The following is a 12228-nucleotide window of genomic DNA, read 5'->3' on the forward strand; positions in this document are numbered from 1 at the left end:
TAGACCGATACTGAATCTCGACATGATTTCTACCTACATTGTGATCGCTGTGGTCGTATTGGCCATCATGGCACTGGCGATCGTGAACAAAGGCGCCCTGGAGCGCTCCCTGTATTACCTTTCCGGCTTTTTCCTCGGCGGGGATATCCAGTCGCGGGTTGCACTGATCTCACCTGTTGGCCCGAACACCTTCATCACGTCGACCGGCGACCTGGTGTCCTACTTTCGCATCCGGGGCGCCAAGCGACATATCGGTCCGGACGACTTTGACAGGCTCGCCGATCGCCTTGGGCACCAGCTCCGTACGATTCTTGGCGATGGAACTGGGCGCCAGCACAGTGTCGCGTTTGGCTACCTCTCAGCCCCGCATGGGACGAAGCGGGTGATCACTGAGGCGCTCAACTCATCTATCAACACGGCATCCCGGCTCGGTGCAGGCGACCATGCCCGGGAATGGTTTAGGCAGCGAATCCAGCTGCTCAGCACCGTGGCGAGCGATGAGACCATCTTAATGGCCGCCTTTACCTTGCGTGGTGGCCTCGCGCAAAAGGAGGCTGACCGCGCCACAGTTGCCGCTGCTGACCAGGTCGCGGCCGCGGCGAAGGCAAATGCCGTCGGTGGCGGCAATGCCGACTTCTCTCAGTCCATTGTTCCAGTCGCCGGGCTGCTCGAGGCGCGGCACGACGCCATGCTCAAGAGCTTGCAGCACAACTTCGAGAACCAGGAGGCAGGCCTGGGCCTGATGATCGACAAGCTTGACTGCGCGGAGGCCGGCGCCGCCTTGGGGCGCTATGTCAACGGCAGCGACCTGCCTGGCAGTTGGCGGCCGGATCTCTTCGGATTCAGGGCACCGACCGCATCGGCGCTTCAGCGCAAGGGGGATATTGCCCATGCCATGCCGGCACCGTTAGCGCGCCAGCTTTTCAGCGAGCCGACCACCGAGGTCTATGATGACTTTGAACTCTGCCGCAGGGCGGGATTCTGGTATGGCGCCATCAAAATGGACGTCTGTCCGCATGACGATCCCGCACCCAGCTTCTCGACCCTGATGGAGCGGATCGGCAAGGAGTTTCCGGTTGCCTTGTCGTTCGAGATCAGCCCGAATGGCCTGGAGTTCAAGAAGCTCGACCAGATGTTCGCCGGATTCTTTGGTGGATTTGGCACCCACAATCGGGCGCTGCGAGATGCCTGGAACTCGCTCAAAGCGATGCGGGACCGCGGCATGTACATCGCGGCAATCCGGATTGTCTGCTCGACCTGGGCGCGCAGCAAGGAGGAAACCTGCGACCAGCTGGCCAAGGTGAAAATGGACATCCAGAATTGGGGTGGCTCAACTGCGAGCAACGAGTCTGGAGATCCGATTTCGCTGCATGTGGCAGCCGCTCCCGGCCTGGGACGCGGGAGCCCGGCCCCTTTCCTGCCCGGTCCGATCGGGACCTTTGCGCGCATGCTGCCGGTGTTCCGACCTGCTTCTCCGTGGACTGAGGGGCAGCTTCTGTTGCGCACACGCGAGGGCAAGCCCTATCCGGTTGGGTTTGGGACCACAATCCAGGCTTTCTGGGGCACGCTTATCTTTGCGCCGCCCGGACGCGGCAAATCGTTCCTCATGAACGTCATCAACGCCGGCCTGGCCTTCTCGCCGGGTTTGTCCGAGCTGCCGTACATGACCATTATCGACAATGGCATGTCCTCGGCTGCCCTGGTAGAGACTCTCCGTGCGATGCTTCCTGCGAGCAAACGCCACCAGGCAGTGTCAATCCGCCTGCGCAACACGCCGGATTTCGCCATCAACATGTTTGACACCCAGCTCGGGGCGGAACGGCCAACCGAGCGTGAGCGGGATTTCCAGATCGCGATGGTGCTTGCCATCTGCCCAGGCCTGGGCGAAGAGGGCAGTCGGTATGTGGGTGCTGTCATTGATGCTGCATACGGCGACGTCGACCGCTCGAGCATCAACGCGAAGCGCTGGCAGTATGCGCTCGACCCGGAGATCTCAGAACGCCTCGTCGCTGCTGGGTTCTCGATTGACGAGAATCGCCTCCCGCGAGTTTGGGAGGTCGTCGACAAGCTCTTTGATTTGGGCGAGGTCCACGCAGCTACCACGGCCCAGCGGTTTGCCGTCCCCACTCTCGAGTCGCTCGTGGCCGCGGCCCGGATGAAATCGGTACAGGACCTTTACGCCAAGACGCCGGCAAAGTCTGGTGAACTTATCACCGACGTATTCACCCGATCGATCTCCACAGCGATGCGCGAGTATGCGCTTTTCTCGACCACTACGCGTTTCGATCTGGGTGACGCACGTATCGTGGCCATTGACCTGGAAGAGGTGGTCGCCTCGTCGGTCTCCGAGGAGAGCAAGCGGCGCGCGGAGATGATGATCCTGTTTGCACGGCAGCTCGGCGCGAAGAACTACTTCCTCAAGTGGGAGGAGGTCGAGCCGCTGATGCCCGAGCGGTACAAGGCCTACCAAGCGCGACGGGTCAAGATCATGTGGGAGACATTGAAGTTCTTGGAATACGACGAGTTCCACATGGCATCTGGGAAGGAGGCAGTCATGTCGCTCGTCGTCGAGGACTTCCGGGTCGGCCGCAAGTACAACCTGGTTCCTTTACTGTCGTCACAAATGTTGCAGGACTTTCCGAAGCCGCTGCGCGACAACGCGACCAACTTTTTCATCCTAGGTGTGGGCTCGGAGGAGGCTTCCCATGAGGTGGCCAAGGTCTTTGGTCTGAGCGAATCCGAGCGTCGGATCATCACCAACGACTGCCTGGGCCCGACCGAGAAGGGTGCGCCGCTCTTCGGCCTCTTCAAGACCGCCGAGCGAGGTGACGTCTCGCAGTTGCTCTATAACAGCGCCTCCAGTCTGGAGCGGTGGGCTTTTAACTCATCGGCGCTGGACGTCGGTGTTCGACGGGCTGTGGTTGAAAGGCTCGGTGGTGATTCCTGGCGTGGGCTTGTAGAGCTGGCAAAGGCGTTTCCCTCGGGGACTGCCCGCCATGCAATCCAGGATGCCCGGATGAACATGCGAGCCGACGAGCAGGCGGACGAGAACGGCATCGTAGCCACCGTGGCCCGCAAGATGGTTGACCGCCTGATGAGCGAGAAGGCACGCCGTCAAGAGGCCCTTGCGGAAGAGTAAATAGGACACGTAATACCGTATCGTATTTGCACGCGCAGCCTCTGATCCATGTAAGCGGTATGTGTGGCCCTAATTTTCTAAGATTGAACCGCTTTCATGCTTGAAAGTTGGCTGGCCTCCCCGAGTAAGTTGCGGATAAGTTCCGGGAAACCGTATCGTGTTTGGTAGATTCACGGGGGTGCCTTATAATTCGCCAGAAAGTGGTGAGCTAAACGTTACCCGGGCGAACTCCCCGGGATGTCGGAAAAGAGACACTTCAATGGCACCGTCCCGTAAGGCCCTCGATCCACAGACAGAACGCGAAGTGGCCAGCCTGGCGCACTTCTTGACCCTGAACGCTCTGTCGCAGAGCGCGGACTTCGATCGCCATTCCCTTACGTTCCAGGGGGGGACGTCTCTAGCCTTGGCTTGGGCCTCCCCTCGTTTCTCGGAGGACCTGGACTTCATCGCGGGCAACGTCAGGCCCGAGCAGCTGTCCGAAGCAATGCACCTCGTCGCCCGCGAGGTCCAGCACGCAATTGTTCCCTTCTATCCAGGTGCCAAGGTCGACTTGGCCGACAAGAGCGGAAAGGGCAAGCAGCTCGCCATGTTCCAGATTGGTATCACCCTGCCGGACGTGGTCGGCAAGGTGAAGGTGAAGACCGAGTTCTGGCAGGTGCCGCCTGACAAGGCAGCGCATTACGAAGGTGTACACCGGACTCTAGCCCCGAGCGGAGGCGCGACCCTTTATACGACGGTCCGTCCCATCTTCAATGTTGCGACACCCAAGCAGATCTTTTTTGACAAGCTCAATGCCATCGCGCACAGGGGGCGACTGAAGCCAAGGGATGTGTTCGACGTCTGGTTCCTCACCACGCAACTGCGCGATGGGTCTGCGGAAACGGGGCAGGCATTCAATGCTGACAAGGTGTTTGGCGACGTGCCGGAGTTCCTTGCTTGGATGGACAACACCGCGGCGCTCTACGATCAGACTGCCTTTGACGCGATTGAGGGTCTGCAGGGCTTGGTGGAGAAGCCGAACGAGGAGTTGATGGCCAGCATGGAAGTGGGGCTGAAACCTTGGATCGCCCCGGCGATGTGGAGTGCAATGTGGCCACACACCGTGCAGGAGATGGTGGATGTCACCAAGCTCCATTGCTCGCGAGCGGTCACGATCCTGATCGAGAACGCGCCGGAGGACAAACCCGTCCGGATCGCCCCGGAGAAGCCGTGAACTCGTTTAGGACGCTGCGCAAAATGCCGGCGGTGTTTTCGCTGCGCGACATCTCGATGCTGCTCGACAAGGACCACGCTGCCGTAAAGGCAACTGTTGCGCGATGGAAAGAGCAGGGCATGGTGCATGCCGCCGGGCCCCGCCTCGGGCTCTACTACAATCTGGTCACACATCCGAACTGGGAAGAAAATCGCGCGCACGCTATCAAGATGGCGTACCCATCTGCCGTCGTAATCGGTCCAACTGTCCTGCACCGTTACGGGTGGATCACGCAGATCCCCCAGTCTGTAGCCATCGCTGTCTTGAACGATGGCAGCCATCCCTCTATGGAAGGTGTGGAAGTGTTCAAACGGTCAATGCGGTGGTATCGAAAGTTCTCTCCCTGGGGTGAGCCTGTCTACGGGCTGCCGGCGCTCACCCCGGAGAATGCGTTGCTCGACTGCCTCGAGCACGCTGGCAAGATGTGGTGCCCCAATGCGGATGACCTTGATGAGTTCGATGTCCCGGCAGATCTGCTGGAGAAGGTCGCGGAGCACGACGAGCAGCATGCGGTGACGTTGAAGCGTGATCAAAGGCCTTGCTGACGGCGATGGGTTAGCCTCGCCTGTCGGCGATCATCATCACTCGCGTCCCACGGGGGTGGGCTTGATACTTGTGCCGCGCCGTGCCTGTTGTTCGCCAACCGTTCTGGCGCTGCTTCGCGTTTCAGAACGGAAGGTCTGGCGTTGCCTGATCGGAGGCTTGCTGTGGCTTCGACTTTCGCGAAGCTCTGGGCGCGGGCTCGGTGTCCATCAGATCGGCGGGGTATAGATTGAGGAAGGTGCGCGCGACTTCTGGGTCGCTGCAGCTCAACCAGTCGTCCCACTGATCGCGATGCAGGATCACCACCGATCGCTTCTCCTTCCCTGGGGCGTGCATGCGGCGCATCAGCGGGTGGTTTTCGGCGTTCACCGTAAGCATGGTCCAGGATGTGAAGCCGTCCGGCCAGTCACGCCACAGGCCGGCGATAGCAAAGTTCTCTTGGTCACGCTCCCAGATGCGGTACCGCACCGACTTTGGCCCGGACTCGTAGTTGGGTTCGAATAACGCGGATGCTGGGGCCAGGCAGAGCTGCCCATTTTTCCAGGCTGCCGAGAATGTTCTCCTTTCCCCAACAGTCTCCGATCGGGCATTCGTCGTCTCAAAGGGTTTGACACCGGGTGGAATCCGGGACTTCGGCATCATGCCAAAGTTGCCCAGCACAGCCAGCCTTCCGCCGGCGGCATCGAGCCGCACGATCGGGGCCATATAGTCGGGCCAGGTTTCCGGCGGGTATGCCTCGGCAGGAGGTTCTACGCCATAGACGTCGCGCAGCAACTGGGCCTGCACAGGGATGTAGTTGTTGCACATGTCCCTCCTCCTTGGACTCAATTAGATCAAACGGATACGCTAAGCCATGCGCGACACGAGAAGTGCGCAACTGGCATTCGGTCGTGCCTGGCGTTGTTGCACAAATCCGCCCTGCGCACGGCGAGTTGACGTTTACGCGCAACGGTCTGAGCAGATAGCGCTGTAAACAATCGGGCCGGGTGCGTAGATTCTCGTCTTTTGCCGGGAAGATGCGCAGGGACACACAGAAGCAAGCCGAGCCCAAGGGCACCTATCGCGTCAAGAACTGGGCGCAATACAACGCCGGTCTGATTGCAAGGGGAGACGTCACGATGTGGATAGACCAAAGCGTGTTGGCGTCGCCGGGCGTGGGTGTGTCCAAGCGCGGCCGCCCGTGCGTCTATCCGGATGCCGTCATTCAGATGCTGCTTGGCCTCAAGCAAGTGTTCCACTTGCCGTTGCGCGCGCTCCAAGGCTTTGCCATAAGCCTGCGCAAGCTTGCCTTCGCGGACCTGCCGGTGCCGAACTACTCGACCCTGAGCCGTCGCGCACAGGACCTGGAGGTCGTTCTGCCCGCGCTGCGCGCGGGGCAAAAGCTGCATCTGGTGGTCGACAGCACCGGCCTGAAGGTGTTCGGTGTATGCGCAAGCCAGGAACGATTTCTTGATACTCGCACGTTGTGTTAATGAGGACGACCACTCAAACACAGCATGAGGATCTGGGCGATGACAGCAAGACGAACGACCATCCGGCATCTGCCGTTGACCGAGGTCGTTGACCGCAACACATCCGGCGCGACGCCGGTCAGCATTACCACGCCCGAGGGCGGCACGATCTATCACACTGTCCCACTCGCAGACCCTGACACCGGCAAGCGGCGCGACGACCGCCCGCAGTGGATCACAGGCACCTTTCCTCTCTTTCCTGTTGTCCGGCTCGCTGACGGCGCACCGTGGGCTGAGGCGAACCTGTGGCTCATCGACATGATTGAGTCGAAGCCGTCGCCCAACATGCTGACGTTCGCCAGCATTGCTGACGACCTGGTGGCGTTCCGTCGTTATCTGGATAACGAGGGCGTTGACTGGCTGGCATTCCCCGCGAACAAGCGGCAACGTCCAACCTACCGCTACAGTGCCTCGATCAGGCTGGCCGTGCAGGCAGGCGAACTGTCTCCGGGCGTCGCCAGGCGTCGTATGGGCGCCGTAGTGCGCTTTTATCGCTGGCTCATGACCGAGGCAGGCTTCAGGCCCGCGAACGCGCCGTGGGCCGAATCTGGCCGCTTCATCGAGTTCAGAGACCATAAGGGCTTCAGCCGCGCGATCGAGGTCAAGACCACCGACCTGTCGATCAGTGGCCGGCGCGCAGATGACCCGTGGGACGATCACATCCAGGACGGTGGTCGCTTGCGCCCGCTGCCCTCTGCCGAGCAGTCGGTGCTGCTTGAATCGTTGGCCACTCTCGGCAATACCGAGATGACGCTCGTTCATCTGTTCGCGCTGTTGACGGGCGCCCGCATTCAGACGGTACTGACCGTGCGCGCGAGACACGTGATGCGCAAACCGGGCGAGTTTCACGGCGACGACATTCGTCTCGCCTGCGGGCCGGGTACGGGCATCGACACGAAGGGCGGGGTCAAGGGCGTGCTGCACCTGCCGCGCAGTTTCTATGAACGGCTCTACACCTATGTGCACAGCGATCGCGCGCGCAAGCGTCGCCAGCTGGCAGACGGCGGCGATCATCCCGTCCAGCCGCTCTTTCTCAGCTATCGCGGTGCGCCGCTCTACGAGGATCGCGCGTCGCGCGGCCCGGTCAGCACTGGCCCGCAGGTACGCCGCCACGTCAAGACAGGGCAGGCCGTGCGCCAGTTCATCAGGGACGAACTGTTACCCATGATGCGCGTGCAGCTTGGCAACCCCAGGTACGAGTTCAGTTTCCACGATCTGCGCGCGACCTACGGGCTGAACATGGTCGACACGATGACAGCGAATGAGACGAAGTACACGCGGGCGCTCGATCAGTTGCGGCAGTTGATGTGGCACGTGCAACCGTCTACGACCGAGCGCTACCTCGCTTACCGCGAGAATTGCAAGCTGTTCGACGCTGTCCAGGATGGCTGGGGCGTGCACCTGTCGACGCTGGTCGCGCGCACCCTTGACACGGCGGTGGCTGCATGAGCCGCCAGTACGAAGAAGTGCGCATGCCGCTCGCGGAGGGTACAACACTGCTACATCCCGAGCGCGCGCTGCTCAGGTGGGAAGGCATGAGCGGACGTTCCGATATCGGGCAGATTTGCTACTTGAAGCGTGACGCGTCGAGCCTGCGGTGTACGCGACGCACTTTCGACCCCACAAGCTTCAGCAGTGAACGCGCCAGGGTCGTACGCCTGCTGGTGACGCAGCTTTCCGGGCGCATGACCCTTGGCGCGATGCGTCCAAGGACGGTCGACGGTGCTTTGCGCGTCGTGCTTGAGTTCGTCAACTGGGCCGACAGGCAGGGCTTGCATCAGGTGCTCTGTCACGAGAAGACTACGGCGGAAGCGGTTCATCGCTACTTCCGTGAGAGGCGCGAACAGGTCTCGCTGGGCAACCTGAAGCGCAATTCCGTCGACATCAGTCAGCGCCGTCTGTTGTCGATGCTACGTGAGTTATTCCGAAACGACGACTTCTGCGCCGACGCGAGGGTGCTGGGCCGCCAACGGGATGCTTCGGTGCCGACGGCGGTGCCTGACGCCGAAGCCCAGGCCACCCTGCTCGCGTGGGCTGACGCGCTCTTCAGCGGTATCAGCACGCTGGTGCTCGACTTCAAGCCGTACCCGGTACACGTGACCACAGCGCGCGGTGAGAGTCTTTGCCTTGTTCCGCGCAGACACCATCGTCGCGGAGGCGACGGCTCTCACGGCCTGGCTGGCTGGAATCTGGAAACGGGAGAGCCGCGCACCCGGGAAGAACTCACGATGCGCATGGCTGAGGCTGAAGCCAAGAACCCTTCTAAGCGTTCGGGGGACATCGCCAGAAGTGCGGCTAAACATCTTGCGGCGGCGAACGAGGACGCGCAGTCAGAGATCCGGCGCTCACACGCTTCGATGGCCGTCTTTTGCTTTGCCGCGCTGTTTCTGGCCGAAACGGGCGTCAACCTCGCACAGCTGCTGGCCATGAAGTGGAGTCTGGAGCTTGCCGCGAGCCTGCAGGATGCGTCGGTTGTGCGTCAGAAGTTTCGCGAGGTCAAGTATCGTGCAGGGGCTAAAGAGATTACGTTCACCGTCTCGCTGGGCTTCATGCCGAAGCTCAAGGCGTATCTCGCATTGCGCGAGTATCTGGTACAGGACGCAGGCTGCGACGCGTTGTTCATCGTAGTCGGACATAGCCCGCAGCGACGACGGCCCATGCCTCTCCCAACCCAATTTCTGACCCTTCTTTATGATCGACTCGACACGCTCGGGATCGTGCTGCCGCGCATTAGCGCACGTCAGTGGCGTGCGGCAAAGCAGGATTGGGCGGTAAGTAACCACGGCCCTGTCATCGCAGCCAGGCTGATGGGGCACTCGGTGGAAACAGCGTTGCGTTCGTACTCGAACGGCACGGACGCCGCGCACAAGGCCGAGATGGGCGTGTTCCTCGCTTCGGTCGAGAAGACTGTGCTGAAGACCGGCGACGACCCGGCTGGCAGCATCAGGAGCGCGGTGGGCGTCTGCATCGAATTCCGCAAGCCAGTGCCGATCGCCGCTTCAGTCACCGTGAAGCCGGACTGCCGCTCGACCGAAGGATGTCTCTTCTGCGACCAGTATCGCGTGCACGCTGACGCCGCCGACATCCACAAGCTGCTGGGCTGCCGTCATTGCGTCAGGCTCGTGAGCGGACGTGCCGACTCGATCGAGCAATACGACAGTTCGTTCGGCGCGGTGCTGCGCCGCATTGACTTCCTGCTGGATGAACTGCGTAAGCGCGACGCCGCGCTGGTCGATCAGATCGAGCAGGACGTTGATGTCGATGGGAATCTGGACGCTTTCTGGTCGGCCAAGCTCGACCAGCTTTACGAATTGGGGGTGGCATGAACAACACGCTGATCGCGCCGATCGCTGAGCGCCCCGACTGGTATCGTGTCGAGGACGATACAGTGGCTACGCGCGACAAGGCTGCGAACGCTGTTTCGCTGTTTAGTGACGCTGCCTGGGACATCCGGGCATATACGATTGGGCCGCGCACCCATATCTACTTCAGGGGCCACCTGCCTGACGGCGCAAGTCGAGCCCTTTCAGAAGCGACTACGCGACAGTGGAAGCAGGTGATCTACTTTCTGATGCACGAAGCGACCGACACGGTACCGGCGTCCAGTACGCTTAACTCTGGCTCAGCCTGCCTGAAGGGATTCGCGTTCTTTGCCGCCGAACGTGAGCTTACTCTCTACGAGGGGCTGTCCAGCGTCGCTATTGTCTTCGACTATGTGGCGCAACCCGGGATGGAGAGGAAGGCCCAGCGCCTTCATTCAGTTCTGGTGAAGCTTCACCGTCTGGGCGTCGGGACCACAGGGCTGCGCGTACCACTGGCACAACTGCACAAGCCTCTGCTCGAACGCTTCGCGCAACGTGCTGGAAACTCACAACACCCTGTCGTCCCGACGCGGATCTACCAGCACTTCCTGTTGGCCTGTGAACATGACCTCGGCGTCGCTGAAGGGATCGTCGACGTGCTGTCAGACTACCTCGCACGACTGTATGCCGGCGAGAGTCCGTCCGTCCCTTCAGAACTGGTAAGGGTAGCTGCACACTTCGGGTACAAGGCAGTCCCTTACGTCGCGTCGTCGCTTGTGGCGTCGATCAGGGCGCTATGCCAGCTTGTCATCCTGTCGTTCACCGGCATGCGTGCGACAGAAGCAGAGAGCCTCCCATACGACTGCCTGAGCGAGACCCGTCTGGATGGCGTAACCCACTACACCATCGAGGGCATCACGACCAAGCTGTCGGGCGGGCGTCCCAGGCGCGCACGCTGGGTGACCAGCCCGCTCGCCGCCCGTGCTGTCGGGCTCGCACAACGGCTATCGGGAGAGGCACACCGTGCACACGGCGCGCAGGGCTACGCCGAATCGACGGACGGTTCGCACCTGCTGTTCTGCCGGATGGGACTGCATATGGGATACGTAGCAAACCGGGCGGCGAGTACCGTTCATAACGATATCGAAGCCTTTCGTGAGCGCGTTTTCCCGACGATCACGGTCGAGGACATCGCTGAACTAAAGCGTGTCGACATGCACCGCGCGTGGGAAGACGAGCCGAAGTACGCGGTCGGGCGGCAGTGGCCGTTCACGCGGCACCAGCTTCGGAGGACGCTCGCGTTATACGCGCACCGCAGCGGACTGGTGACGCTGCCGACGCTCAAACGTCAGCTGCAGCACATCACGCAGGAGATGAGCATGTACTACGCTCGTGGCTCGGCATTCGCGAAGGGCTTCATCGACACTGATAGGACCCACTTCGCGAACGAATGGGCCGGGGCACAGGGCCTGTCCGAGTACCTTGCATACGCCGAGCAGGTGCTGTTCTCTGACGTGCGGCTGTTCGGCGGCCACGCAGCGTGGACGCAGAGCCGTGCCGTGCAGGCCTCGCCTGTGTCGGTCTACTCACGCGAGCAGACGATGAGGATGTTCGTGAAGGGCGAGCTGGCGTACCGCGAGACGGTGCTGGGCGGCTGCGCCAGTGTCGAGCAGTGCAAGTCGACGCCACTCGACTGGATGCGTCTGGATTGTCTTGAATCGGACTGCCGTAACCTCGTGGTCGTGCCATCGAAGCTTCGTCGCGTGATCAACGCGCAGCAGGTTACGGTCGCGAAGCTGCGCGCGGTCGATGAGACGAGCGTCGAATACCGTATCGAGGCGCAGGCGCTGCAACGACTGCTTGAAGCGCAGGAGAAACTGATCAAATCGGAGGCAGCATGAGCGGCGCCATGACCGACTACTATGCCGCTCTTGAGCGGCTGAAGAACCGCAAGGGTGCGCGTATCAACAACGACACCGTGGCGATCGAGGCGGGCCGCAAGAAGGGCAGCATCAAGAAGTCGCGCCCACAGTTCACCGAACTGATCGCAGCGATCGACGCGGCCAATGCAGTGGCCGGGCGCCCGAAGCTCGAACTCACCGAGCGTCTGAACCGCGCAAAGGGCGACGCGAAGGATCTGCAGGCACAGCTTGACGAATCGCTGGCTCGTGAACTTGCCCTGCTCCATCAGGTGTTTCGCCTGCGCAAGGAACTGGCCGCGCTGCGTGGCGGTAGCGTCCTGCCCTTGCAGCTACGCTAGATTGCGGCGGGCATCTTCACTCGAAATCAGCTGCGAAACTTGCGACTGGAAATGGACATTCTGACGGTCGTTGTGTCCATTTTTTTCTGCTGATCTATGGACACCCGGTAGTCTGCTGATTCTAGTATTTGCAGGGCTCTGGCTGATGTCCATTTTTTCTCTCTTGCGCGTATCGGTGAGGGCGAGTGGAAGGTACGCAAGCACGGCTATTCGAAGCGGCG

At 61.2% G+C, this 12228-nt stretch carries 9 protein-coding genes and 1 pseudogene; 8 read left to right on the forward strand and 2 right to left on the reverse strand.

Translation table 11 applies throughout. The annotated features are described in order from the left end of the window. Positions 1–22: 22 nt before the first annotated feature. The 3 genes from ACW4E8_RS16480 to ACW4E8_RS16490 all read left to right on the forward strand — a co-directional run bounded on the left by ACW4E8_RS16480 (position 23) and on the right by ACW4E8_RS16490 (position 4936). Complete coding sequence (locus ACW4E8_RS16480; protein ID WP_456805485.1) at positions 23–3139, forward strand: hypothetical protein; 3117 nt, start codon at positions 23–25, stop codon at positions 3137–3139. Between the two features lie 259 nt (positions 3140–3398). After that, entirely contained in the window at positions 3399–4352 is a 954-nt protein-coding gene (locus ACW4E8_RS16485; RefSeq protein WP_456805486.1) for a nucleotidyl transferase AbiEii/AbiGii toxin family protein, read from the forward strand. After that, the gene (locus ACW4E8_RS16490; protein WP_456805487.1) at positions 4349–4936 is read left to right on the forward strand and encodes a hypothetical protein; all 588 of its coding nucleotides are present in this window, start codon (positions 4349–4351) and stop codon (positions 4934–4936) included. The genes ACW4E8_RS16485 and ACW4E8_RS16490 overlap by 4 nt, the downstream gene beginning before the upstream one ends. A gap of 121 nt (positions 4937–5057) precedes the next feature. Here the strand turns inward: ACW4E8_RS16490 and ACW4E8_RS16495 are convergent, their stop codons facing one another. Then, a complete protein-coding gene (locus tag ACW4E8_RS16495) occupies positions 5058–5741 on the reverse strand; it encodes an SOS response-associated peptidase (RefSeq protein ID WP_456805488.1) in 684 nt (227 codons plus the stop codon). A gap of 209 nt (positions 5742–5950) precedes the next feature. Here ACW4E8_RS16495 and ACW4E8_RS16500 point away from each other — a divergent pair. The 5 genes and pseudogenes from ACW4E8_RS16500 to ACW4E8_RS16520 all read left to right on the forward strand — a co-directional run. Next, positions 5951–6358 (forward strand): annotated as a pseudogene (locus ACW4E8_RS16500) (transposase); the annotation flags it as partial. 87 nt (positions 6359–6445) lie between these two features. Further along, complete coding sequence (locus ACW4E8_RS16505; protein ID WP_456805300.1) at positions 6446–7894, forward strand: site-specific integrase; 1449 nt, start codon at positions 6446–6448, stop codon at positions 7892–7894. Then, complete coding sequence (locus ACW4E8_RS16510; RefSeq protein WP_456805301.1) at positions 7891–9771, forward strand: integrase; 1881 nt, start codon at positions 7891–7893, stop codon at positions 9769–9771. Before ACW4E8_RS16505 ends, ACW4E8_RS16510 begins: the two co-directional genes overlap by 4 nt. Beyond that, a complete protein-coding gene (locus tag ACW4E8_RS16515; RefSeq protein WP_456805302.1) occupies positions 9768–11648 on the forward strand; it encodes an integrase in 1881 nt (626 codons plus the stop codon). Before ACW4E8_RS16510 ends, ACW4E8_RS16515 begins: the two co-directional genes overlap by 4 nt. A gap of 8 nt (positions 11649–11656) precedes the next feature. Continuing rightward, positions 11657–12007 carry a hypothetical protein gene (locus tag ACW4E8_RS16520; protein WP_231881534.1) on the forward strand — a complete coding sequence of 117 codons (351 nt, stop codon included), beginning with the start codon at positions 11657–11659 and terminating at the stop codon, positions 12005–12007. On the opposite strand, the gene ACW4E8_RS16525 is transcribed toward ACW4E8_RS16520, so the two are convergent. Continuing rightward, the coding region (locus ACW4E8_RS16525; RefSeq protein WP_456805489.1) for a hypothetical protein at positions 11999–12228 on the reverse strand (230 nt) is incomplete at its 5' end. The two genes, ACW4E8_RS16520 and ACW4E8_RS16525, sit on opposite strands and share 9 nt — an antisense overlap.

The sequence above is a fragment of the Cupriavidus sp. CP313 genome (genome assembly GCF_054072015.1).